The sequence below is a fragment of the Pseudomonas nitroreducens genome (assembly GCF_014204515.1).
In the GTDB taxonomy this organism is placed as follows: Bacteria; Pseudomonadota; Gammaproteobacteria; order Pseudomonadales; family Pseudomonadaceae; genus Pseudomonas; species Pseudomonas nitritireducens_A.
This window is the reverse complement of the sequence record NZ_JACHLI010000017.1, coordinates 77,838-102,186: the sequence shown is the minus strand read 5'-3', so window position 1 is coordinate 102,186 and position 24,349 is coordinate 77,838. Positions and strand designations below refer to the sequence as shown.

The 24,349-nt window shown below is 67.0% G+C and carries 21 protein-coding genes and 1 pseudogene; 7 read left to right on the top strand and 15 right to left on the bottom strand.

Annotated features, from left to right (window positions below; genetic code table 11):
* Positions 1–120 precede the first annotated feature (120 nt).
* Positions 121–1,851: a hypothetical protein gene (locus tag HNP46_RS20325; protein ID WP_221455050.1), complete on the top strand. Its 1,731-nt coding sequence runs from the start codon at positions 121–123 to the stop codon at positions 1,849–1,851.
* Positions 1,852–1,960: 109 nt separating this feature from the next.
* On the opposite strand, the gene HNP46_RS20320 is transcribed toward HNP46_RS20325, so the two are convergent.
* The 10 genes from HNP46_RS20320 to ada form a co-directional block, all read right to left on the bottom strand.
* Entirely contained in the window at positions 1,961–2,410 is a 450-nt protein-coding gene (locus tag HNP46_RS20320) for a hypothetical protein (RefSeq protein ID WP_184592498.1), read from the bottom strand.
* Positions 2,411–2,766: 356 nt separating this feature from the next.
* The gene (locus HNP46_RS20315) at positions 2,767–4,101 is read right to left on the bottom strand and encodes a sigma-54-dependent transcriptional regulator (RefSeq protein WP_184592496.1); all 1,335 of its coding nucleotides are present in this window, start codon (positions 4,099–4,101) and stop codon (positions 2,767–2,769) included.
* Entirely contained in the window at positions 4,098–5,990 is a 1,893-nt protein-coding gene (locus HNP46_RS20310) for a sensor histidine kinase (RefSeq protein WP_184592588.1), read from the bottom strand. Before HNP46_RS20310 ends, HNP46_RS20315 begins: the two co-directional genes overlap by 4 nt.
* Before the next feature lie 344 nt (positions 5,991–6,334).
* Complete coding sequence (ggt, locus tag HNP46_RS20305; RefSeq protein ID WP_184592494.1) at positions 6,335–8,008, bottom strand: gamma-glutamyltransferase; 1,674 nt, start codon at positions 8,006–8,008, stop codon at positions 6,335–6,337.
* 85 nt (positions 8,009–8,093) lie between these two features.
* A complete protein-coding gene (locus HNP46_RS20300; protein ID WP_169888645.1) occupies positions 8,094–8,828 on the bottom strand; it encodes an amino acid ABC transporter ATP-binding protein in 735 nt (244 codons plus the stop codon).
* Positions 8,825–9,493 carry an amino acid ABC transporter permease gene (locus tag HNP46_RS20295; RefSeq protein WP_184592492.1) on the bottom strand — a complete coding sequence of 223 codons (669 nt, stop codon included), beginning with the start codon at positions 9,491–9,493 and terminating at the stop codon, positions 8,825–8,827. The genes HNP46_RS20300 and HNP46_RS20295 overlap by 4 nt, the downstream gene beginning before the upstream one ends.
* A complete protein-coding gene (locus HNP46_RS20290) occupies positions 9,490–10,236 on the bottom strand; it encodes an amino acid ABC transporter permease (RefSeq protein ID WP_184592490.1) in 747 nt (248 codons plus the stop codon). The genes HNP46_RS20295 and HNP46_RS20290 overlap by 4 nt, the downstream gene beginning before the upstream one ends.
* A gap of 188 nt (positions 10,237–10,424) precedes the next feature.
* Positions 10,425–11,333: a glutamate/aspartate ABC transporter substrate-binding protein gene (locus HNP46_RS20285; RefSeq protein ID WP_184592488.1), complete on the bottom strand. Its 909-nt coding sequence runs from the start codon at positions 11,331–11,333 to the stop codon at positions 10,425–10,427.
* A 237-nt stretch (positions 11,334–11,570) separates the two neighbouring features.
* Positions 11,571–12,170, bottom strand: a complete 600-nt coding sequence (locus HNP46_RS20280) for a phosphatase PAP2 family protein (protein ID WP_260403217.1) — start codon at positions 12,168–12,170, stop codon at positions 11,571–11,573.
* A gap of 85 nt (positions 12,171–12,255) precedes the next feature.
* A complete protein-coding gene (gene ada, locus HNP46_RS20275) occupies positions 12,256–13,317 on the bottom strand; it encodes a bifunctional DNA-binding transcriptional regulator/O6-methylguanine-DNA methyltransferase Ada (RefSeq protein WP_184592484.1) in 1,062 nt (353 codons plus the stop codon).
* Between the two features lie 134 nt (positions 13,318–13,451).
* On the opposite strand from ada, the gene HNP46_RS20270 reads away from it, so the two are divergent.
* The 5 genes and pseudogenes from HNP46_RS20270 to HNP46_RS20250 all read left to right on the top strand — a co-directional run.
* Complete coding sequence (locus HNP46_RS20270) at positions 13,452–15,803, top strand: ATP-binding protein (RefSeq protein WP_184592482.1); 2,352 nt, start codon at positions 13,452–13,454, stop codon at positions 15,801–15,803.
* A 93-nt stretch (positions 15,804–15,896) separates the two neighbouring features.
* On the top strand, positions 15,897–17,078 hold the full coding sequence (locus HNP46_RS20265; protein ID WP_184592480.1) for a response regulator: 1,182 nt from the start codon (positions 15,897–15,899) through the stop codon (positions 17,076–17,078).
* A 72-nt stretch (positions 17,079–17,150) separates the two neighbouring features.
* Entirely contained in the window at positions 17,151–18,047 is an 897-nt protein-coding gene (locus HNP46_RS20260; protein ID WP_184592478.1) for a PA4780 family RIO1-like protein kinase, read from the top strand.
* A 5-nt stretch (positions 18,048–18,052) separates the two neighbouring features.
* The gene (locus HNP46_RS20255; protein WP_184592476.1) at positions 18,053–18,604 is read left to right on the top strand and encodes a nucleotidyltransferase family protein; all 552 of its coding nucleotides are present in this window, start codon (positions 18,053–18,055) and stop codon (positions 18,602–18,604) included.
* Between the two features lie 246 nt (positions 18,605–18,850).
* Positions 18,851–19,736, top strand: a pseudogene (locus HNP46_RS20250) (EamA family transporter); the annotation flags it as partial.
* A gap of 88 nt (positions 19,737–19,824) precedes the next feature.
* Here HNP46_RS20250 and HNP46_RS20245 read toward each other — a convergent pair.
* From HNP46_RS20245 to HNP46_RS20225, 5 genes are all read right to left on the bottom strand, one after another.
* On the bottom strand, positions 19,825–20,151 hold the full coding sequence (locus HNP46_RS20245; protein WP_184592472.1) for a type II toxin-antitoxin system HicB family antitoxin: 327 nt from the start codon (positions 20,149–20,151) through the stop codon (positions 19,825–19,827).
* The gene (locus HNP46_RS20240; RefSeq protein WP_184592470.1) at positions 20,148–20,402 is read right to left on the bottom strand and encodes a type II toxin-antitoxin system HicA family toxin; all 255 of its coding nucleotides are present in this window, start codon (positions 20,400–20,402) and stop codon (positions 20,148–20,150) included. Before HNP46_RS20240 ends, HNP46_RS20245 begins: the two co-directional genes overlap by 4 nt.
* A 165-nt stretch (positions 20,403–20,567) precedes the next feature.
* On the bottom strand, positions 20,568–20,969 hold the full coding sequence (cueR, locus tag HNP46_RS20235) for a Cu(I)-responsive transcriptional regulator (protein ID WP_184592468.1): 402 nt from the start codon (positions 20,967–20,969) through the stop codon (positions 20,568–20,570).
* 50 nt (positions 20,970–21,019) lie between these two features.
* Positions 21,020–23,425: a heavy metal translocating P-type ATPase gene (locus HNP46_RS20230; protein WP_184592466.1), complete on the bottom strand. Its 2,406-nt coding sequence runs from the start codon at positions 23,423–23,425 to the stop codon at positions 21,020–21,022.
* Between the two features lie 86 nt (positions 23,426–23,511).
* The gene (locus HNP46_RS20225; RefSeq protein WP_184592464.1) at positions 23,512–23,970 is read right to left on the bottom strand and encodes a hypothetical protein; all 459 of its coding nucleotides are present in this window, start codon (positions 23,968–23,970) and stop codon (positions 23,512–23,514) included.
* 153 nt (positions 23,971–24,123) lie between these two features.
* Between HNP46_RS20225 and HNP46_RS20220 the strand changes: the two genes are divergently transcribed.
* A complete protein-coding gene (locus tag HNP46_RS20220) occupies positions 24,124–24,321 on the top strand; it encodes a heavy-metal-associated domain-containing protein (RefSeq protein WP_184592462.1) in 198 nt (65 codons plus the stop codon).
* Positions 24,322–24,349 lie beyond the last annotated feature (28 nt).

Genomic DNA, 24,349 nt, shown 5'->3' with positions numbered 1-24,349 from the left:
CTCCGCAGTCCCGCCAGCCTCTTAGGGTGGTTGCGCTCCGCCCCGCCTGTTCCGGTGCGGCCCCGATAGCGCCTCCGGCGCCGCAGAACCCGGCGCCCTCTACCCTGCAGGAGTCTGCCGATGTCCCGTCGCCGCTTCCCTTCGCTGTCCGTTCTGCCGCTGTCCATCGCCCTCGTCCTGGCGGCCGGTGCCGTCCACGCCGCCCCGTCCAAGCCGGCCTGGCCGGCGGAAAACCCCTTCCTGGCCCAGTCCTACAACAACCAGACCCACTGGAACGACGCCGCCACCGACAGCATCGGCATCCCGGTGGCGCGCGGCGCCTACGAGGTGACCCCGGAGTCGGTGCAGTTCCTGCCCGGCGAGGGCGTCGGCCTGCCGATCTTCGCCAATACCGTGGAGGGCAAGCCGCTGTATTTCTGGTGGTCAGGGTTTGCCCTGCGCAAGGTCAGCCTGGAGAACGGCAAGCTCACCGAACTGGCCCGTGTCGATGTGCCGGTTAAGCTGCCCAACTACACGGCGGTCAGTGCGCAGCAGCGCATCGAACAGTCCAGGGCGGTGCAGAAGTTCCTCGACCAGAAGGACGAGAAGGGCCTGCTCGACTACATGAAGGCGCAACCCAACCGCATGCTCAGCGCCGCTTCCGACCAGGCGCTCAACGGCTCGGTGTATGCGCTGCTGACCCGCGACGACGCCTTCGTCGGCTGCAACGGCCGCCAGGTGTTCCGCATCGACCAGACCGACCCCAAGCGCGCCGATTCGGCGATGCAGCTGGGCAAGGCCAGCGCGATCCCGGCCAACCTGTTCGACAACGAGAAGGTCAAGCGCGGCACGCGCTTCCCCGGTGACATGCTGTTCGGCATGAGCATGAGCTACAACGGCTTCATCGTGGTCAACACCCTGGGCGGCAAGATCATCACGCTGGATCGCGACACCCTGCAGGTGATCGACACCTACGCGGTCGCCGGCGCCGACGAGCTGTTCCTCAACAGCTTCGCCACCGGTCCCGAGGCCGACGGCGGGGCGATCTACGTGGCGTCCAACACCACCATGTACCGCCTGGTGGTGGACAAGGACGGCAAGCTCCACGACGACGACGCCCACGGCGCCTGGAAGGCCGGCTATGACCGCGGCATCCGCATGCCGGCGCCGAAGATCGCCGATGGCACCGGCTCCACGCCGACGCTGATGGGCTTCGGTCCCGACGAAGACAAGCTGGTGGTGATCACCGACGGGGCGAAGAACATGAGCATGGTCGCGTTCTGGCGCGACGGCATCCCCGCCGGCTGGCAGCAGCGACCGGGCACCGCCAGCCCGCGCATCGCCGGCCAGATGAAGGTGACCATCCCCGGCACCGATACCGTGCAGTCCGAACAATCGGTGGCGGTCTATGGCGACTACGCCTTCGTGGTCAACAACATCCGCGCCGCCGACGAGAAGACCCTCGACCCGAACCCCTACTACGTCAGCACGCTGCTGGGCGCCACCCGTCCCGGCCCGACCGGCGCGGCGACCTTCCGCTGGAACAACCAGACCCACGAATGGAAGCAGCTGTGGGGGCGTAACGACGTCTCGTCGATCTCGGTGGTGCCGATGATTTCCGGGGAAGGCCACATGGCACTGATCGACGGCTACTTCGCCGGCGCCTGGAACGACCGCCACCACATCGGCCTGGACCTGGATACCGGCAAGACCGCGCTGAGCATCCGCGAGGGCAGCGACCCGATCTACAACGGCATGTATTCGCCGATCAAGGTCGACGTCGACGGCAACATCTTCTACGGCACGGCATTCGGCCTGCTGCACCTGGACACCAGCAAGATGAAGCAGGACAAGTTGGCGGCCAACCGCTGACAGTCCTCCGCCACAGACGAAAAAGCCCGCTCCAGAGAGCGGGCTTTCTTCATTTCACATCGGCGCCTGGAGGTTCGCGAGCAAGCCCGCTGCGGTACCGGTGCAGCAGTCAGAGCTGGATGTCGTCGCGGATCAGCACGCAGGTGCAGCCGTCTTCGTCTTCGCGCCAGTCGTGGAGGAAGTACATCTGGATCTTGCCGGCGTCCATCACCGCCAGGTAGTCGCCTACTTCCGGGACGAAGAAGCCCGAGGTGCCCGGCTGGGCCTCGCACTCGATGCGCACGCTGAAGAACAGCGCCGGGTCGGCGTCGTCGAAGAAGTCTTCGCGCTCGGCGGCGTCCCATTCGACGGGGGCTTCGAAGGGGCCGAGGAACAGGACCTTGGCATCGCCCATGTCGAGTTCTTCGGCGTCCGGGTCGTTGTCGTCCGGGCGGTAGACGGTGGCGTCCAGCGCGTTGCTGTCGGCGAGGATGGCCTGGCGTGCGGCCATGCGCTGCTGCGGGTCGACGCCGGCGTCGGCGCAGAGCTGGTTCCAGAGGGTTTCGGCTTGGGTGGACATGGTGGCTCCCGCTCGTGCGGCCGGTTCAGAGGGCGATAGTGTCCGGGACGCGGCGGTACAGATCAATGGGAATGACCTCTACCGGCTGACGCCGCCCTGACGGACACGAAGGAGCAATGGCCTTTGTTCTGCAACGCTGTGCCTGGGCTTCCCTCTCCCCAGCCCTCTCCCTTCAGGGAGAGGGCTGGGGAGAGGGCAGTCTCTGGCGCAGGAGCTTCCGTGTAGGAGCGGACTGCGTCCGCGATCGGTCCGAGTCGAGCTGGGAATCATCGCGGACGGAGTCCGCTCCTACGCGACGGGATAGGGCGGTGCCAGCCTGCAAGCTTGCTCCTGCGGGTGAGCGCAAGCCAAATCGTTCATTCGCCCTTGAGGCCGTACTTCTTCACCTTGTCGAACAGCGTGGTCTTGGCCATGCCCAGCGCATGGGCGGCCTGGCTGAGATTGCCGGCGTGGCGTTCCAGGGCGGTGGACAGCAGGCTCTTCTCGAAGGCTTCCACGGCCTCGGCGAAGCGCGGCTCGCCGGCGTCCGGGCCGAGGTTGCCGCCGGCCAGCACCGGCAGGCCGAGGGCGAAGCGTTCGGCGACGTTGCGCAGCTCGCGCACGTTGCCCGGCCAGTCGTGGGCCATCAGGGTGGCGGCGGTGGCGTTGTCGATGGGCGGCGCCGGGCGGTCGAAGCGCAGCGAGGACTGCTGCAGGAAGTGTTCGAAGAGCATCAGGATGTCTTCGCGGCGTTCGCGCAGCGGCGGCAGGTTCAGGGTGATGACGTTGAGGCGGTAGTAGAGATCGCTGCGGAAGCTGCCGTCGCGGCCCATGGCGGCGAGGTCGGACTTGGTCGCGGCGATCACCCGGCAGTCGACGCGGATCAGTTCGTTGGAGCCCAGGCGTTCCAGCTGCTGTTCCTGCAGCACGCGCAGCAGCTTGATCTGCAGGTTCAGCGGCATGCTCTCGATCTCGTCGAGGAACAGGCTGCCGCCGTCGGCGTGTTCGATCTTGCCGATCCGCCGCTTGCCGGCGCCGGTGAAGGCGTGGGCTTCGTGGCCGAAGATTTCGCTGTCGATCAGGCTTTCCGGCAGGCCGCCGCAATTGAGCGCGACGAAGGGTTTGGGCTGGCGCCGGCTGGAGTCGTGCAGGCAGCGCGCGACCAGTTCCTTGCCGGTGCCGGTCTCGCCTTCGATGAGCACGTTGGCCGAGGTGTCGGCGACGTTGGCGATCAGTTCGCGCAGCGCCTGCATGGCCGGCGAGCGGCCGATCAGCCGGCTTTCCAGGGCCTGCTTGCCGGCGAGCTGGCGGCGCAGCTGGCTGACTTCGCGGGTCAGGGCGCGCTGGGCGAGGGCGCGGCGCGCCGTGTCGACCAGCTTCTCGGGGGAGAAGGGTTTCTCCATGAAGTCGTACGCGCCGTCGCGCATGGCCTTGACCGCCATGGCGATGTCGCCGTGGCCGGTGATCAGCACCACCGGCAGGCTGGGGTCGCGTTCCTTGAGTTTCTCCAGCAGCTGCAGGCCGTCCATGCCGGGCATGCGGATGTCGCTGACGACGATGCCGGGGAAGTCGGCGCCGACCTTTTTCAACGCTTCCTCGGCGCTGCCCACGCTGTCGGTCTCGATGTCTTCCAGGGCCAGCGCCTGCTGGCAGCCGAGGCGCACGTGGGGATCGTCCTCGACGATCAGGACGCGCAGGGATGGGTCGCTCATGCGGGTGTCTCCATGGCCGGAAGCAGCGGCAGGTGCAGCTCGAAGGCGGTGCCGCCGGCTTCCGGGTAGGCCACGCCGAGGCTGCCGCCGGCGGCGGTGGCGAGGCTGGCCGAAAGGGTCAGGCCCAGGCCCAGGCCGAGTTCGCCGGGCTTGGTGGTGAAGAAGGGTTCGAACAGGTGCTGGCGCTGTTCCTGGGGGATGCCGGGGCCGTTGTCGCGGACCACCAGGCGGTAGTGGCCGTCGCTTTCGCTGCGGCCTTCCAGCCAGAGCTGGCGGTCGGCCTGCGGGCCCATGGCGTCGAGGGCGTTGGCGATCAGGTTGACCAGAATCTGTTCCAGGCGCGTCTGGTCGATGGCCAGCTGGGCGTCGGGGTAGTCGCGGTGCAGGGTCACCGGCACTTCGGAAAGCCGCCCCTGCAGCACCATCACCGCGGCGTCCACCGCCTTGCCCAGGGTCGCCTGGCCGTGGTCGTCGGCGCGCCGGGCGAAGGCGCGCAGGCTGGCGGTGATGCGGCCCATGCGGTCGACCATTTCGGCGATGGCTTCGAGGTTGCTGCTGGCGACGTCCAGCTTGCCGCGTTCGAGGAAGCGCACGCTGTTGCTCGACAGGGTGCGCAGCGCCGCCAGCGGCTGGTTGAGTTCGTGGGCAATGCTGGTGGACATCTGCCCGATCACCGCCAGTTTGCCGGCCTGCACCAGGCGGTCCTGGGCCTTGCGCAGGGTGTCCTCGGCCTGCCGGCGTTCGCGGATCTGTTCGCGCAGGTGCTGGTTGCTGGCGCGCAGGTCGGCGGTGCGTTCGGCGATGCGTCGTTCCAGGGCGTTGTTGGCCTGCTCCAGCGCCTCGCGGGCGGCGAGGCGGGTGGCGATGACCTTGCGTCGCTCGTTCCAGGCGATCAGCAGGAAGGCGAACAGGGCGAAGCCGACGGCGGCCAGCACGCCGTGCATCAGCGCCTCGCGGCGCAGGTCGGCCAGCGGGGTGAGCAGGGTGAAGTTCCACGGTGTGTCGCTGAGCTGTCGCGTCTGCATCAGGTAGCTGAGCGGCTTGTGGCTGTCGGCGTGTTCGCCCGGCGGGAAGCTGATATCCTCGACGCCGTCGCCCAGCGCCTGGCGCGACAGCGGTTGCCACTCGTTGAGCGCCCACCAGTAGTACTGCAGGCTGCGGGCCAGGCGTTCCTTGTCCTGGTCGCTGAGCGGGCGCACGGCCTTCAGGCGCAGGGCCGGGTCGCTGGAGAGGATGATGATGCCGTTCTCGTCGCTGACGAAGGCCTGCAGGCGCGCCTTCTCCCAGCGTTCTTCGAGGGATTCCATGCGCACCTTGACTACTGCCACGCCGACGATCTTGCCGGCGTGGACCAGGCCGTGGGCGAGGTAGTAGCCGGGCTCGCCGGTGGTGCTGCCGATGCCGTAGAAGCGCCCCGGGCGGCCGTTCACCGCCTCCTGGAAGTAGGCGCGGAAGGACAGGTCTTCCCCCAGGTAGCTGTCGGCGTCCTGCCAGTTGCTGGTGGCCTGCACGCGGCCGGAGGTGTCCAGCAGGTACACGGCGCGGCTGCCGGCGCGGCGGTTGAGGCCTTCCAGGTAATGATTGACGCGGTCGCGGTGCAGCGGCGTCGGGTCCACCAGCAGGCGGCTGACGCTGCCTTCGAGCTCCAGCAGGCTGGGCAGGTAGGTATAGCGGCTGATCTCGCTTTCCACGCCACGGGCGTGCAGTTCGAGCTGGCGTTCGCCGCTCTCGATCAGGCTGCGGGTGCCGGCGCCCTCGCTGATGAGGTAGCCGCCGTAGCCGAAGCCCAGGGTGAGCAGGAGCAGCAGGAGGGGCAACAGGTAGTTGCGCACGAGGCGTGGCTTCACGGTGAGCGGCGACGGCAATGGGCTGGAGGCGCATTGCAGCACAGTCGCCGGGACCGAGCCAGCCCGACGCCGGGGGGCGGCGATGGACTGGCTCGGGTACCACACGGTGCGCGCTTCCGGCTTTAGGGTTTGTTGGTGTTTCGGCGCGAACCGCGTTGCTGCGCCAAATCACGCCAGGCTAGACGCGGGACGCCGGCAATGGCCGTCCCCTTGCCTAGTCCCGCAACGACGCCTGGCGTGATTTGCCGCGCAACCCGAAGGGACGGGGCGGATTTTGCGCAGTGATGTTCTGCCAGTCGCTTGGATGTAATAGCCATGCTTTCTCCTCGCGCCTTGCCCTGCGCAAAATTCGCTCCGTCGCGGCCGCGACGAAGCATCAACAGACCCTACGGCTTGACCACCATGCCGACGCCGCGGCCGCGCGGATCGGAGGCGGTTTCCAGGGCCTTGCCGTTTACGCGGATGGCCTGGATGTCACCCATGTTCCAACCCTGGTCTTCCAGGGTGTAGCCCATGGCCTTGAGCTCGTCGGCGACCTTGCCTTTGAGCGGTGCGTAAGCGTCGTAGTAGATGGTGTCCTTGGGCAGCAACTGGTGGTGGACGCGTTGCGCGGCCACGGCTTTTTCCAGCGGCAGGTGGAAGTCGTAGACGTTGTTCAGCACCTGGAAGATCGAGGTGAAGATCCGCGAACCGCCGGGGGTGCCGAGCACCAGGCTGACGTGGCCGTCGCGGGTGACGATGCTCGGGCTCATGGAGGAGAGCATGCGCTTGCCCGGCTCGATGGCGTTGGCGTCGCTGCCCACCACGCCGAAGGCGTTGGCCACGCCCGGCTTGGAGCTGAAGTCATCCATCTCGTCGTTGAGCAGGAAGCCGGCGCCCTTGACCACCACGCCGCTGCCGAAGTCCCAGTTGAGGGTGTAGGTGTTGCTGACGGCGTTGCCGTCCTTGTCGACGATGGAGAAGTGCGTGGTCTGGTGCGGCTCCAGGCCCGGACGGACCTTCTCGGTTTCCGAGATGGCGTTGGGGTTCACTTCCTTGGCGCGCTTGGCGATGTATTTCGCATCGGTCAGCTGGGCCACCGGCACCTTGGAGAACTGCGGGTCGCCCAGGTAGTCGGCGCGGTCGGCGAAGACGCGCTTCTCGATCTCGGCGAGCAGGTGGATGTACTTGGCGGAGTTCAGCTCCACGCCCTTGAAGTCGGCGGCGCGCTGTTCCTTGATGCCGATCAGCTGGGCCAGGGCGATACCGCCGGAGCTGGGCAGCGGTGCGGTGTAGAGGGTGTTGCCCTGCCAGTCGATGCGCATCGGTTCGCGCCACTGGGCCTTGTAGTCGACCAGGTCGTCGGCGGTGATCAGGCCGCCGTCCTGCTTCATCTGGGCGATCAGCAGCTTGGCGGTCTCGCCCTTGTAGAAATCGTCCGGACCCTTGTCGGCGATGCGTTCCAGGGTCTTGGCCAGCTCGGGCTGCTTGAAGGTCTCGCCCGGCTTCATGGTGCCGAAGTAGTCGCCGAAGTTGGTCTTGCCGTTGAACAGCGCGATGGCGTCCTGGCGGTACTGGTACTGCTGGTCGGCGACCTTGAAGCCGCTCTGCGCGTAGCCGATGGCCGGGGTCAGCAGCTCGCTCCACTTCAGCTTGCCGAAGCGCTTGTGCGCTTCCCACAGGCCCATCACGGTACCCGGCACGCCGGCGGCCTTGGCGCCGACCAGGCTGAGGTTCTCGATCACCTCGCCTTTCTCGTTCAGGTACATGGTCTTGGTCGCGGCCTTCGGCGCGATCTCGCGGTAGTCGAGGAAGTACGGCTTGCCGTCGACGTACAGGGTCATGAAGCCGCCGCCGCCGATGTTGCCGGCTTCGGGGTAGGTGACCGCGAGGGTGAAGGCGGTGGCGACCGCGGCGTCGACGGCATTGCCGCCTTTCTTGAGGATCTCGGCGGCGACTTTCGCGCCGTACTGATCCGGCGCGGCAACCGCGCCGCCGTCGAGGGTGACGGCGAAGACCGACGAGCTCGCCGCGAGGATCGCGACGCCCAGGGGCAGCTTGCTGAAGTGGAACACGCGCATGGGACTTCCTTATTTGTTCTTGTACTTGCGGTGAGGTCGAAGGCCCCGGCGAACCGGGACCTTCAGAGAGAACGGTGCAGCGGGATCAGTGCGGCAGGATCTTGGCGAGGAACTGCTGGGTGCGCTCGGCGCGGTTCTGCAGGTCACCGAAGAATTCCTCCTTCGGGCAGTCCTCGACGATCTGTCCGCGGTCCATGAAGATCACCCGGTCGGCGACCTTGCGCGCGAAGCCCATCTCGTGGGTCACGCACATCATGGTCATGCCTTCGTGGGCGAGCTGGACCATCACGTCGAGCACTTCGTTGACCATCTCCGGGTCGAGCGCCGAGGTCGGCTCGTCGAACAGCATGACGATCGGGTCCATGGCCAGCGCACGGGCGATCGCCACGCGCTGCTGCTGGCCGCCGGAGAGCTGGCCGGGGTGCTTGTGCGCATGGGCTTTCAGGCCGACGCGGTCGAGCAGCTTCATGCCCTTGTCCATCGCCTCTTCCTTGCTCCGCCCCAGCACCTTGCGCTGGGCGATGGTGAGGTTCTCGGTGATGGTCAGGTGCGGGAACAGCTCGAAGTGCTGGAACACCATGCCGACCCGCGAGCGCAGTTTCGGCAGGTCGGTCTTGGGGTTGGCGATGGAGGTGCCGTCGACGGTGATGTCGCCCTTCTGGAAGGGCTCCAGCGCGTTGACACACTTGATCAGGGTCGACTTGCCCGAGCCCGACGGCCCGCAGACCACCACCACTTCGCCCTTGGCGACCTTGGTGTTGCAGTCGGTCAGAACCTGGAAGTCGCCATACCACTTGCTGACGTTATCGATGGAGATCATACGGTTAACCTTTTCTGCAGGCGCTTCACGCAAAGGGACGCGGCGAAGCTGATGACGAAGTAGACGAGACCGGCGAAGATCAGGAACTCATGGGGCTGGCCGATGATGTCGCCACGGGAGCGGGCGGCGTTGAGGAAGTCCATCAGGCCCACCGAGTACACCAGCGAAGTGTCCTGGAACAGGATGATGCTCTGCTGCAGCAGCAGCGGGGTCATCTTGCGGAACGCCTGGGGCAGGATGATCAGGCGCATGGACTGGCCGTAGGTCATGCCCAGGGCGTAGGACGCGCCGATCTGGCCCTTGGGGATGGCCTGGATGCCCGCGCGGACGATCTCGCAGTAGTACGCCGCCTCGAACATCATGAACGCCACCAGGCACGAGGTGAACGCGCCCACGGGGGTGTCCTGGCCGGTGATCCAGCGCAGGATGAACGGCACCGCGAAGTAGAACCAGGTGATCACCAGCAGCAGCGGGATCGAGCGGAAGTAGTTCACGTAGAAGCCGGCGATGTTCGACAGCAGCTTGCTGTTGGACAGCCGCATCAGCGCGAGGATGGTGCCCAGCACCACGCCACCGAGCACGCCGAGGATCATCAGCTGCAGGGTGGTGAGCATGCCTTCCCAGAGGCCGGGGAGGGCGGGGACGATCTGGCTGAAGTCCATCATTTACCTCCCACGGAGATCAGGCCCGGCACGGCGACTTTCTTCTCGACCATGCGCATGATCAGCATCAGGCTCATGTTCAGGGTGAAGTAGATCGCGGTGGCGAGGGTGAAGGCCTCGAACAGGTTGGCGCTGAACTCGGCGGTCTGCTTGGTCTGCGCCAGCAGCTCCATCAGGCCGATCAGGGACGCCACCGAGGAGTTCTTGAAGACGTTGAGGAATTCCGAGGTCAGCGGCGGAATGATGATCCGGAAGGCCTGCGGCAGCAGCACGTGGCGGTAGATCGAGGGCAGGCGGAAGCCCACGGCGCTGGCGGCGGCGAGCTGGCCCTTGGGCAGCGCCTGGATGCCGGTGCGTACCTGCTCGCAGACCCGCGCGGCGGTGAACAGGCCCAGGCACACGACAACGCTGATAAAGGCCGAGGTCTCCGGGGCGATGCCCAGTTTGAACCAGTCCTGGATCGGCTGCGGCAGGTAGTCCGGCACCAGGAAGTACCAGATGAACAGCTGCACCAGCAGCGGCACGTTGCGGAACAGCTCGACGTAGGCGGTGGCGATGCCCGACAGCCAGCGGTTGGGCAGGGTACGCATGACGCCCAGCAGCGAGCCGAGAGCCAGGGCGATGACCCAGGCGGCGAGCGAGACGGCGATGGTCCAGCCCAGGCCGGTGATGTACCAGTCCAGGTAGCGCTCGTCGCCGATGCCGGTGGACTTGAAGAACACGCCCCAGTCCCAGTTGTAATCCATGACGGGTTTCCCCTCGGGTATGACGTTTCACGGTGTGTTCGAAGCCGGATGCGGGCGTGAAGCGGCCCGCCACCCGCGGGTAGCGGATGTTCCGGTTTCGTCAGTAGGAGTAGTGGGCCGCAAGCGCCGCGCCGGCGCTTGCGATCCCCGGTGCGCTGCCGCCTTGTGAGCGGCAGCGCACGCGACCGTTACATCTGCTCGGCAGACTTGTCGGTCGGATTGGCGATCAGCTTCTTGAGCTCATCACTCATCGGGAAGTTGAGGTTCAGGTTCTTCGGCGGGATGGGCTGCATGAACCACTTGTCGTAGATCTTGTTGACCTCACCCGAAGCGAAGGTGTCGGAGATGGCCTTGTCGACCACCTTCTTGAACGGCGCGTCACCCTTGCGCACCATGCACGCGTAGATCTCGTAGGACTGCGGCTTGCCGACCACGTGCCAGTCGTCCGGCTTCTTGGCCTTGGCCATTTCGCCGTAGAGCAGCGCGTCGTCCATCATGAAGGCCACGGCGCGGCCGGACTCGAGCATCAGGAAGGACTCGCCATGGTCCTTGGCCGAGATGATGTTCATGCCCATCTTCTGCTCGGCGTTCATCTGCTTGAGCAGGCGCTCGGAAGTGGTGCCGGCGGTGGTCACCACGTTCTTGCCCTTGAGGTCGGGGAAGTCGTTGATGCCCGAGCTGGTCTTGGTCAGCAGGCGCGTGCCGACCTCGAAGATGCCGACGGAGAAGTCGACCTGCTTCTGGCGCTCGAGGTTGTTGGTGGTGGAGCCGCACTCGATGTCCACGGTGCCGTTCTGCACCAGCGGAATGCGGGTCTGGGAGGTCACCAGGTTGTAGCGGACCTTCAGATCAGGAGCGTTCAGCTCTTTCTTCAGGGCTTCGACGACCTTGATCTGCAGGTCGTGGGAGTAACCCTCGGGCTGGCGCGGGTCGCTGCCGAGGTAGGAGAAGGGGATGGAGGCGTCACGGTGGCCGAGGACGATGGTGCCCGAATCCTTGATCTTCTTCAGGGTACCGGTCAGTTCTTCGGCGACGACGGGAGTGGCGAGCAGGGCGGCGACAATGGCGACGCCCAACGCACGGGGTGCGAAACGCATGGAGACTACCTCGACTGGTTGTGTTTGTTATTCAGTCCTGCGCCGGCGAGGCTCACTCCAGGCCGGTCGCATGTTCCAGAGGTGTAGAGCAGGCTCCGTGCCAAGGCGTTCAGTTTTTATTAAGTCGTTGAATTTAAAGGGTTATTAATCGAATTTCCGGTGCGCCTCAGGCACATGGTGTTCGGCTTTTCGGATTTTTGCGCTATTGGCGTTCGGATATCCGAACGAAGAGCGGGCTCAGACGTCCGGCTGGCCGGCCCATTGGCCACGCTGGAACGGCTGGTCGCGGTCGGCCAGGTGGGCGGCGATGCGCTCCAGCAACTGGTGGGTCGGTGCGCGCACGCCGGTGACCGTCTGCCCCAGGCTCAGGGCCAGCACCAGGACCAGCAGGGCCGGGTTGAAAACCGGCAGGCTGGCGCGGGTGCTGCCGAGGAAGGCCGCGCTGGTGCCCAGGCCCAGCGCCAAGCCGGCGTAGACCTCGGCGGGCGAGTGGACGTTGATCTCCAGGCGCGACACGCCCACCAGTATGGCGACGACCGCCGCCAGTGCGGCGGCGGCAAGGCTGGCGCGCCGCGAGGTGAACAGCTGCGCCGCCAGCGTCGGCAGCACCGCGCCGGCCATCATGCTGTGGCCGGAGATGCCGGTGAAGTCCAGGTTCGGAATCCCGATTCCCCAGCCCATGAAGGCCAGCTTCGAGGCCACCACCAGCGCGGTCGAAAAACCGAACAGCAGCGCCCACAGCGCGGCCTTGGCGCTCTCGCGGCGATACAGCAGCCAGCAGAAGACGAACGCGGCGGCCGGCGCCAGCAGAGAGCTGTCGCCGAGGCGGGTGATCAAGGGCCAGAAATCCATGGGGCTCGGAGGGGGCGGGAAAAGAGCGCAAACATAGCACGGCGCCCCCACGTGCCGTGCGTGATCGAGGTCAATCCGCCGCGGCGCCCTGACCGGCGGCGTGCTGTTCCCGGCGCAGCAGTTCGCGCTTGCGCGGCAGGCCCCAGCGGTAGCCGCCGTCGCCGCTGCCACCGACCACCCGATGACAGGGAATCAGCAGGCCGACACCGTTGCTGGCGCAGGCCCGGGCGATGGCGCGAGGGTGCGTGCCCAGCTCCTCGGCCAGTTCGCCGTAGCGCCGCGTCTCGCCGCTGGGAATCCGCGTCAGCGCCCGCCAGACGCGCAGCTGGAAGGCGCTGCCGTGCAGGTCCAGCGGCAGGTGCGCCGCCTGTTCGGGATCTTCCAGCTGGGTGATCACCTGGCGCAGCCAGTCGCCCAGTCCGCTGTCGTCGCGCACGCGTTCGGCGGCAGCGAAGCGCTCGCCCAGTTGCCCTTCCAGTTCTACTGCATCGTCGGCGAACAGCAGGGCGCACACGCCCTTGTCGGTGGCCGCCAGCAGCACCTGGCCGAGCGGGCAGGGCGCAATGGCGTAGCGCAGCCGTTCGCCCGCGCCTTTCTGCCGGCGCTGCGCCGGGCTCAGCGGCGCGGCGCTTTCATAGAGCGCGCGGGTGCCGGAGTAACCGGCCTCCAGCGCGGCGTCGAGCACCGAGCGCGCCTGCGGCAGGGCGGCGGCCAGGCGTTGCTCGCGGCGGGATTCCGCCCAGGCGCGCGGCGTCAGGCCGGTACGGGCCTTGAAGGCGCGCGCCAGGTGTGAGGCGGACAGGCCGATGCGCGCGGCCAGCTCCTCCAGGGTCAGCGGCTTCTCGGCCCGGTCGAGCAGCTCGCAGGCCGCGGCGACCAGTGCATCGAGCTGTTCGCGTGGGCTCGGGCCGCGCGGCGAGCAGCGTTTGCAGGGGCGGAAACCGGCGGCTTCGGCGGCTTCGGGGCCGATGTGGAAAGCCACGTTGGCCCGCGTCGGTCGTCGCGCCGGGCAGTTGGGTCGGCAGTAGACGCCGGTCGAGCGGACGCTGAAGACGAAATGCCCCTCGAAGTGCGCGTCGCGCTCGCAGACCGCCTGCCAGCAGCGTTCGGGGTCCAGCTGGGTAGTCGTCATGGCCGCTCTCCGGGGCGATGGCTGATGGGCGGATTTTCCGTCCCGACACGCCGTGCAGCAATCCGCATCGCGTTTTCAAACTCGAAACGTGGAGCCAGAGGCTACGCTTGCTGGGTATTCCCAGAGAGACCTCCATGCCCTTGCGCCAATTCTGCCTGAGCTGCCTTCTGCTGTTCCTCGCGCTGTGCGCCCAGACCCGGGCGGCGAGCCTGGAGCTGTCCGCCGAGGAGCGCGCCGTCGTCCAGGCCCACCCGACTATCCGCGTCGGGCTGTTTCGCGCCGGCTGGCCGCCCTTCGAGGTGATCGACGAGTTCGACCAGTTCCACGGCATCAGCGCCGACTACCTGCAGCTGGTCTCCGAACGGCTGGGGCTGAAGTTCCAGCCGGTGCTCTACAACACCTGGGAAGAAGTGCTGGCCGCGGAGAGGGCCGGCGAGGTCGACCTGCTGCCGTCCACGGCATCGACCCCGGCGCGCGAGGCCTTCCTGGTCTTCAGCAAGCCCTACCTGACCACCAGCAGCCTGATCTTCGCCCGCCGCGACAGCACCATCCGTACCCTGGACGACCTCTCCGGACGGCGGGTCGCGGTGGAGCAGGGCTACGCGGTGCACGAGCTGCTGGCCAAGGCGGTGCCGGGCATCGATTTCGTCGTCAGTGACGACTCGCCCAGCGCACTCAAGGCCGTCTCCAGCGGGCGCGCCGATGCCTACGTGGGCAACCTGATCACTTCCAGCTACCTGATCGAACAGCTCGGCCTGTCGAACATGGAAGTGCGCGGCGACAGCGGCCTGGGCAACAGCCAGGTGCGCTTCGGCCTGCGCAAGTCGCTGGCGCCGCTGGTGCCGCTGCTCGACCGGGCGCTGGACAGCATTGGCCGCAGCGAGCAGGACGCGATCCAGGCGCGCTGGCTGCCGACGCTGGACGTGTTCGACTGGATGCACCTGTTGCAGATCGCCTGGCCCTGGGTGGTGGGCTTCCTCGCGCTGCTGACCTTCGTCCTGGTGTGGAACCGCCGGCTGTCGATCCAGGTGGCCGAGCGCGCCCGCGCCGAGGCCGAGGAACGGCGCCAGCGCAGCACCCTGCTGGCGCTGATCAATTCGATCCCCGACCCGATCTGGTTCAAGGACACCCAGGGCTGCTACCTGGGGGTGAACCAGGCGTTCGCCGACTGCCTGGGGCGCAAGCCCGACGAGATCATCGGCCGCAGCGACGCGCAGCTGTTCAGCCGCGAGGCCAGTGGTGGACGCCAGCAGCGCGATCGCCAGGCGCTGACCGACAGCTCGCCCTATGCCAGCGAGGGCTGGGTGGTCTACCCCGATGGCCGCCGCGTGCTGTTCGACACCCTGCGCAGCGCCTTCCACGACGACCATGGGCGGCTGCTCGGACTGGTGGGCGTGAGCCGCGACGTCACCGCGCGCAAGGCCACCGAACTGGCCCTGGCCCAGGCCCGCGACCTGGCCGAGGAGGCCACCCAGCTCAAGAGTGACTTCCTCGCCAACATGAGCCACGAGATCCGCACGCCGCTGAACATCATCATCGGCCTGGCGCACCTGCTGCAGGAAACCACCCTCGATCCGCAGCAGGTGGACTACCTGGGCAAGATCCAGGGCTCGGGCCAGTACCTGCTCGAACTGATCAGCGACATCCTCGACCTGTCGCGGGTGGAGGCCGGCAAGCTGGAGTTCGAGCGCATCGACTTCGATCTGGAGCGGCTGCTGGGCGAGCTGTTCGACCTGTTCAACATCCGCGCGGCGAGCAAGGGCCTGAGCGTGCGCTGCGAAATCGACTCGCGGGTGCCGGCCCAGGTGGTCGGTGATTCGCTGCGCCTGCGGCAGATCCTGATGAACTACGGCAACAACGCGCTGAAGTTCACCGAGCACGGCGAGGTGGTGATGATTGTCCGCCTGGAGGACCAGGACGAGGAGAGCCTGCAACTCTATTTCGGCTTCCGCGATACCGGCATCGGCATTTCCGCGCCGCAGCAGGAGCGCCTGTTCGAGTCGTTCCGCCAGGCCGACAGCTCGATCACCCGCCGCTACGGCGGCTCCGGCCTGGGCCTGGCCATCTGCAAGCGGCTGGCCGAGGCGATGGGTGGCAGCGTCGGGGTGGAAAGCGAGCCGGGCCAGGGCAGCCTGTTCTGGTGCCGCCTGCCGCTGGGGCGGGTGGACGACGCGCTCAGCCTGAGCCTGCAGAACATCAGCCACGAACCGCTGCCGGTGCCCCTGTTGCCGGCGGCTGCGGCCGCGCCGGCGCTGCTGGAGAGCGGCAACGACGCCGAGGTCGAACAGGTCTGCCGGCGCCTGGCGCACCTGCTGGCGGCGGACGACCCGCGCGCCGGACGGTTGCTCGGCGAGCGTGCAAGCCTGCTGCGCAGCGTCTTCAATGAGGGGTACGAAGGGATCGCCACGAGCGTCAAGCGCTTCGAGTTCGAGCGGGCCCTGGAAAGTCTGGTGAATCTCGCGAGGGAGCGCGACATTCGGATCTAGGCCGCCAATGAAGTCCAGGCAGGAACGCGTGCGTCGGGCAGAGGTCCGATCACCCATGCCATGACACGAATCTGATCGATGTGAGGGGGTGCGATGGATAGCATGCTGGACCGGCCGGAGCAGGAAACCATCCTGGTGGTGGACGATCAGCCGGACAACCTGATGCTCATGAGCGAGCTGCTGATGGACCGCTACCAGGTGCGCGTCGCCTCCAGCGGTGCCAAGGCGCTGCGCCTGGTGCAGGGCGATCCGCGGCCGGACCTGGTGCTGCTCGACATCATGATGCCAGAGATGGACGGCTACGAGGTCTGCCGCCAGCTCAAGGCTGACCCGCTGACCCGCGACATTCCGGTGATCTTCCTCACCGGCATGGTCAACGCCAGCGACGAGCAGAAGGGCCTGGACCTGGGCGCGGTGGACTACCTGACCAAGCCGATCAGCCCGCCGGTGACCCTGGCGCGCATCCGCGCCCACCTGAACCTCAAGGCCAACGCCGACTTCCTGCGCGACAAGAGCGAGTACCTGGAGCTGGAGGTGCGCCGCCGCTCCCGCGAGCTGCAGGCGATCCAGGATGCCACCCTGGAAGCCATGGCGACCCTCTGCGACCTGCGCGACAACCCGCACAGCAACCACCTGGTGCGCATCGAGCACTACATGCGCCTGCTCGGTACCACCCTGGCGCTGCAGAGCGAGTTCGCCGCCGAGCTGTCGGTGGAGAACATCGAGCTGCTGGTGCGCTCGGCGCAGCTGCACGACATCGGCAAGGTCGCCGTGCCCGACCGCATCCTGCACAGCCCCGGCCAACTGGAAGAAGCCGACCGGCTGATCCTGGAAAACCACACCACGGTCGGCCGCGATGCCCTGGCCGCGGCCGAGCGCAAGCTGGGCTCGCCGGCGGAATTCCTGCGCTACGCCAAGGAAATCGCCTACAGCCACCATGAACACTGGGATGGCAGCGGCTTCCCCGAAGGCCTGGCCGGCGACCGCATCCCGCTGGGCGCGCGGATGCTGGCGCTGATCGATTGCTACGACGAACTGACCTGCCGCCATGCCTATCGCGCCTCGCAGACGCCTGAGGAAGCGGCGGCGCAGATCAAGGCCGGCGCCGGCAGCCAGTTCGACCCGCGCCTGGTGGAAGCCTTCGGCGAGGCGGCCGAAGGCTTTGCCAGCATCGCCCAGCGCTACGCCGACAGCGACGAGGCGCTGGGCCTGGAACTGCAGCGGCTGGAAGACGCCGTCACCGAAAGTATCGAGTTGACGCCCCCCGAACCCTGATCGCACTGGGCGCTTGGGCAGCTTTGCCGTATAAGGAGCGCAGCGCCCCAGAGAGGTACGCCAGGAAACCTGATGAAGACCCCGAAACGCCTAGAGCCGTTGATCGAAGACGGCCTGATCGATGAAGTATTGCGCCCGCTGATGAGCGGCAAGGAAGCAGCGGTCTACGTGGTGCGCTGCGGCACCGAGCTGCGCTGCGCCAAGGTCTACAAGGAAGCCAACAAGCGCAGCTTCCGCCGGGCCGCCGAATACCAGGAAGGCCGCAAGGTACGCAACAGCCGCCAGGCCCGCGCCATGGCCAAGGGCACCAAGTACGGTCGCAAGGAGCAGGAGGACGCCTGGCAGAACGCCGAGGTCGCCGCACTGTTCCGCCTGGCCAATGCCGGCGTGCGGGTGCCCAAGCCCTACGATTTCCTCGACGGCGTGCTGTTGATGGAAATGGTCGCCGATGAAGACGGCGACGCCGCGCCGCGCCTGAATGATGTGGAGATGGAAGCGGACATCGCCCGCGACTTCCACGAATTCCTCATCCGCCAGATCGTCATGATGCTCTGCGCGGGCCTCGTGCACGGCGACCTGTCGGAATTCAACGTGCTGGTCGGCCCTGACGGCCCGGTAATCATCGACCTGCCGCAGGCGGTGGACGCCGCCGGCAACAACCACGCCTTCCGCATGCTGGAGCGCGACGTGGGCAACATGGCCGCCTACTTCGGCCGCTTCGCCCCGGAGCTCAAGTACACGCACTATGCCAAGGAAATGTGGGCCCTCTACGAGGACGGCAAGCTGCAGCCGGACACTCCGCTGACCGGGCATTTCGATGATCCGGAAGACGAGGCCGATGTCGACTCGGTGCTGCGTGAAATCGCCGAGGCCATGCGCGAACAGGAGCGCCGCGAGGCCGGCCGTGCCGCCCAGGACGCTCCCCAGCCGCGCGACGAGCCACCGCCCCCGCCGTGGGAACAGGCCTGAGCCGATTGCCCGGCGAATCAGAGCTGCTCGCTCTGATCGCCGGGCAAGCCGAACGCCTGCATCTGTTGCGTGTCGTACGTGATCACGGCCCGTCAGGCGCCTGGGTCGCCGCCGGGTTCGTGCGCAATGCGGTGTGGGATGCCTTGCATGGCCACGACGAACCCACGCCGCTCAGCGATATCGACGTGCTCTACTTCGAGGCCGAATGCCTGGAGCCCGAGGCGGATTACGCCTGGGAGCGAAAGCTGCTGGAAGTTTGCCCCGACGCGCCCTGGTCGGTGCGCAACCAGGCGCGAATGCACGTGCGTAACGGTGATTCGCCCTACCGGGAATGCGCGGATGCAATGTGCCACTGGCCGGAGGTCTGCACCGCAGTGGCGCTGCGTCTGCGGGGTGACTCGCTGGAGTTGCTGGCCCCGCTGGGCATCTCGGACATCTTGGAGCAGCGCGTCCGCCCGACCGAACACTTCCGCGCCAAGCCGCACATCTACCGTGAGCGTATCGCCGCCAAGAACTGGCAGGCGCGCTGGCCGAAGCTGCGCATCGAATCTCTGTGAAAACCATTTCGCCGATGTAACCGTCTCGCACTGCGTAGGATGGGTGGAGCGCAGCGATACCCATGCTGTCGTTCGCCGGGATTGATGGGTATCGCTGCGCTCCAGGCCATCCTACGAACGGTTCCTTCTTTGTCTTGGGCTGGATTGCCGTTCGATCCTGCGAAAAAACTGTAAGCCCACAACTGTATCCATACATTTCAGACGTGGCCTGTTAGTTTTGCCTGATCCCACCCCGAGCGCTCTGCCATGCCCCTCCGCCATGTTCTCCTCGCCTTGCTGGTCACCCTGATCTGGGGTGTCAACTTCGTCGTGATCAAGGTAGGCCTGCACGACTTCCCGCCGCTGCTGTTCTGCGCGCTGCGCTTCGCCCTGGCGGCGCTGCCGTTGATCTTCCTGCGCGGTCCGCTGCCGGCGCCGTTCTGGCGCATCGTGCAGATCGGCGTGCTGTTGGGCGTGGTCAAGTTCGGCCTGCTGTTCGTCGGCATGCACATCGGCATGCCCGCCGGGCTGTCGTCGCTGGTCCTGCAGAGCCAGGTGTTCTTCACCGTGCTGATCGCCGCGGCGTTCCTCGGCGAGCGCCCCAGCCCGCGCGCACTGATCGGCCTGGCGCTGGCCGCTGGTGGGCTGCTGCTGATCGGCCTGGAACGCCCCCTGGGCGACAGCCTGGTGGCCTTCCTGCTGGTGATCGCCGCCGCGTTGGCCTGGGCCTTCTCCAACATCGCCACCAAGCGCTCCGGGGCGACCGACATGCTGCGCCTGATCAGCTGGGTCAGCCTGATACCGCCGCTGCCGCTGCTGATCCTGTCGTGGATCTTCGAAGGCCCGCAAGCCATCGAGCACGCCGTGCTCAATATCAACTGGACCGGCGCGGGCGCGCTGCTCTACATCGCCTTCCTTGCCACCACCGTCGGCTTCGGTCTGTGGAGCTTCCTGCTACGCCGCTACCCGGCCAGCCAAGTCACGCCGTTTGCCCTGGCCGTGCCGGTGTCCGGCCTGCTGTCGGGCTGGCTGTTCCTCGGCGAAGACCTCACCACCCAGGACTGGATGGCCTGCGTACTGGTCTTCGTTGGCCTTGCCGTAACGGTGCTGCCAGCTTCGCTCTGGCGTCGTCGCGCCGTGGCCAGCGCGCAAGGCTGAGGATTTACCTGTCGGAGCGAGATTGTTCAGCAACGGCGCTGCCGGGAAGTTGGTTCGCGAGCAAGCTCGCTCCTGCAAATGCATCAGACCGCTTCGCCGAGGCGGTCGACGACCCACTGGTTGATGCTCTGGTTGCTCAGCTCGGCCTTGATCGCCACCTGCGCATGCAGGTGCGGATCGAGGCGCAGGCTGAGCTTGCCGGAGAACGGTCGCTGCGGTTCGCGGCCGAGTTTCACGCAGGTCGCCAGGTAGTCATCCACTGCTTCTTCGAACGCCCTGCGCAACTCGCTGACCGATTCACCGTGGAATCCGATCACGTCGCGGATGCCGGCGACATGGCCGATGAACAGCCCGTCGTCGTCGCTGTATTCGATGCGGGCGGCATAACCTTGGTACTTCATGGGCGTCATGGCTGGATTCCTGCCTGTTCGAGCATGCTGCGCGCATCGCGCACCTGGTAGGGCTTGGCTTCCTTGGCTGGATGCGGGCGATGGAAGGTGGCGATGGTGCCATTCAGTTCGAAACGCACTCGCGAACCGTTGCCTTCGATCAACTGAGCGCCGAGGGCGACCAACAGCGACTCGATACGCAGCCATTCCAGTGAAGTCGGGACGGGGAGGGAGAAGATCAGCTCCAGCGTCCGGCGATGCCGGGCATTCATCCTGTGCTCCGGTGATTGGTATCAGATTATGCTACCAATCGAGGCGGCCAGCCAGATATCGGACGGAACACCAGACGCTGTCTGAATAATCCTCAGCCAGGCTGGCGAGCGCCGTGGTCGCGGGGAGATTCGTTCGCGAGCAAGCTCGCTCCTACAAAAAACGGGTCAGTGGCAGCACTTCCCCGATTCCAGGTCCTTGAGGATCGGGCAGTCCGGCCGGTGGTCGCCCTGGCAGTGGTCGCTCAGCTCCTGCAGGGTGTCGCGCAGGCTGCTGAGCTCGGCGATCTTGCGGTTCAGCTCGTCGATGTGGCGGGGGGCCAGCGCTTTCACGTCGGCGCTGGCGCGGGCGCGGTCCTGCCAGAGGGCGAGCAACTGGCCGACTTCCTCCAGGGAGAAGCCGAAGTCCCGCGAGCGGCGGATGAAGGCCAGGGTGTGCAGGTCCTGTTCGCTGTAGTGGCGGTAGCCGCTGGCGCTGCGGCCGGCGGGGGCGAGCAGGCCGATGGATTCGTAGTAGCGGATCATCTTCGCGGTCAGGCCGCTCTTCTTTGCCGCTTCGCCGATGTTCATGTCGATTGCTCCTGAACGAACGCCTCCGGCTTTCGACGGAGGCGCCTGTCTTACTGATGATCGCGGGGTTTCCAGCGCTTGAGCAACAGGGCGTTGCTCACCACGCTGACGCTGGAGGCGGCCATCGCCGCGCCGGCGACCATGGGGTTGAGCAGGCCGAAGGCGGCCAGCGGGATGCCCACCAGGTTGTAGATGAAGGCCCAGAACAGGTTCTGGCGGATCTTCGCGTAGGTGCGCCGGGAGATGTCCAGCGCCGCCGGGACCAGTCGCGGGTCGCCGCGCATCAGGGTGATGCCGGCGGCGTGCATGGCGACGTCGGTACCGCCGCCCATGGCGATGCCCACATCCGCCGCGGCCAGGGCCGGAGCGTCGTTGATGCCGTCGCCGACCATCGCCACCACCTTGCCTTCCTGGCGCAGCGCGCCGACCACGGCGGCCTTGTCGCCGGGCAGCACTTCGGCGTGCACGTCGTCCAGCCCAAGGGCGTCGGCGACCACCTTGGCGCTGCCGCGGTTGTCGCCGGTGATCAGGTGGCTGGCGATGCCGCGTTCGCGCAGGGCGTCGATGGCGGTTTTCGCGCCTTCCTTGAGGCTGTCGCCGAAGGCGAACAGGGCGATCACGCGGGCTTGTGGTTCACGCTCTATAAGCCAGGACAGGGTGCGCCCTTCGGCTTCCCATTTCCTTGCCGATTCGGCCAGCGTGCCCGGCTGCAGCTGGGCTTCGTCGAGCAGGCGGCGGTTGCCCAGGGCCAGCAGGCGTCCGTCGATGCGGCCCTGGATGCCGCGGCCGGTCAGGGCCTGGGTGGCTTCGGCGGCGGCCGGGTTGAGGCTGCGCTCGGCGCAGGCGTCGAGCACGGCGCGGGCCAGCGGGTGTTCGCTGCCGCGTTGCAGGGCGCCGGCCAGGGCGAGGGCCAGGTTCTCGTCGCCATCCGCCGCGAGATTGGTGATGCGCGGCTGGCCCCAGGTGAGGGTGCCAGTCTTGTCGAAGGCCACGGCGGTGACGTCGTGGGCGACCTCCAGGGCTTCGGCATCCTTGATCAGGATGCCGTGTTTCGCCGCCACACCGGTACCGGCCATGATCGCCGTCGGGGTGGCGAGGCCCAGCGCACAGGGGCAGGCGATGACCAGCACGGCCACGGCGTTGATCAGTGCCTGCTCCCAGCCGGCACCGGCGAGCAGCCAGCCAACCAGGGTCAGCAGGGCGATGCCGATCACCACCGGGACGAACACGTTGCTGACCTTGTCCACCAGCTTCTGGATCGGCGCTTTCGCCGCCTGGGCGTCTTCCACCAGGCGGATGATGCGGGCCAGCACGGTCTCGCCACCCAGCGCGGTGGTCTTCACGCGTAGCACGCCTTGGCCGTTGATGGCGCCGCCGGTGACCGGGTCGCCGACATCCTTGGGCACCGGCAGGCTTTCGCCGGTGATCAGGGCTTCATCGGCCTGGCTGATGCCGGCGAGCACTTCGCCGTCCACCGGGAAGCGTTCGCCAGGGCGTACCAGCACTTCGTCTCCCAGGCGCAGTTCGGCGATGGCAACGTCTTCCTCAATGCCGTCACGCACTCGGGTGGCGCGCTCTGGGCGCAGGGCTTCGAGGGCGCGGATGGCCGCCGCAGTCTGGCGCTTGGCACGGCTTTCCAGGTATTTGCCGAGCAGGATCAGGGTGATGACCACGGCGCTGGCTTCGAAGTACAGGTGCGGCATCTGTCCGGGCGCGGCGGCGTACCAGAGGTACAGGCTCAGGCCGTAGCCGGCGCTGGTGCCGAGGGCGACCAGCAGGTCCATGTTGCCGCTGCGGGCGCGCACGGCCTTGTAGGCGGAGACATAGAAACGCGCGCCGATAAGGAATTGCACGGGTGTGGCGAGGAGGAACTGCGCCCAGGCCGGCAGCATCCAGTGCTGGCCGAACCAGTCGCCCACCATCGGCAGCACCAGCGGCAGGGACAGCAGGATGGCGGCGGCCAGCCACCAGCGCTCGCGTGCCAGGCGGGCCACGGCCGGGTCCACGGCGGGCTGGTCGGACTCGATGGGCTTGGCTTTATAGCCGGCCTTGTCGACGGCGGCGATCAGCGTAGCGGCGTCCACCGCGCCGAGCAGTTCGACGTGGGCCCGTTCGCTGGCGAGGTTGACGCTGGCCGAGCGCACGCCGGGAATCTTGTTCAGCGCACGTTCGACCCGGCCCACGCAGCTGGCGCAGGTCATGCCTTCGATGCTCAGTTCCAGGCTGTGGGCTGGCACCTGATAGCCCGCCTGTTCGACGGCGGCGACCAATGCCGGCAGGGTCTCGCCGCCGGAAGGCGCGGCAAGCTGCACGCGGGCCTGTTCGCTGGCGAGGTTGACGCTGGCGTCCTGCACGCCGGGGACCTTGCGCAGGGCGCGCTCGACCCGGCCGGCGCAGCTGGCGCAGGTCATCCCGGAGACGGGCAGGTCGAGTTCGATGGGGTTGGCGCTGCTCATGGGGCTTTCTCCCTGAAGTTCCCCGCTAGCATCAACCTTGACACGAGGGCAAGGTCAACCCTCGTGTGTTGTCCTCTTGCCGCAGGTCAACTGCCGCTGGCCACCGGCATCAGGTACAGGCCGCTCTCGCTGTTGGCGATGCGGAACTTGCGCACTTCGCCAGCGTGCAACTGGACCGACTGCGCACGCAGCGGTTCGATCCCGCTGCGGCACAGGCCGGAGTTGGCGGTCTGCAGGCGCAGCGAGACCTCGCCCGGCGGCAGGTTGAGGGCGACCTCGCCCTCGGGTTGCAGGCGCGAGACCTTCTGGTCCTGCACGAAGAGGTCGATGTCGCAGGCAGTGCCGGTGTCGACCCGCTCGCGGCTGACGATCAGCACGGCGTAGGACACCGGCTGGGCATCGGGCATCGGCCAGGAGCCGGGCGTGCTGGGCGGCGGCGTGGACGGTGCGGGCGGCGCCGAGGGAGCCTCGGGCATGCCGTCGGCCCAGCTGGCGGGGGACAGGCTGGCGAGAGACAGGGCGGCCAGTAGAAGGAAGCGGTGCATGGGTATTCTCCGAAGCATCGGCAATTTCCGCAGCTTGGCTGAGTGGCTGACGTAGGACAAGTCTGCAGCGCCTTGTGCGAGAGACCCTTGACCTTGCCACGATGGCAAGGTCGACACTGTCGCCAACGTTTCATCCATCAGAGGAGAGATTCCATGCATACCTTCAATGTCAAAGGCATGAGCTGCGGTCATTGTGTGCGGGCCATCACCCAGGCGGTGCAGGCGCTGGACGCGGCGGCCGAGGTGCAGGTCGACCTGGGCGCCGGTGAGGTCCGTGTGGCCAGCCGGCTGCAGGACGTGGCGATCCTGGCGGCGATCCGCGAGGAAGGCTACGAAGCCGAGGCAGCGTAAACCTTCATCCCTCCGGGCCGGCGTCCTG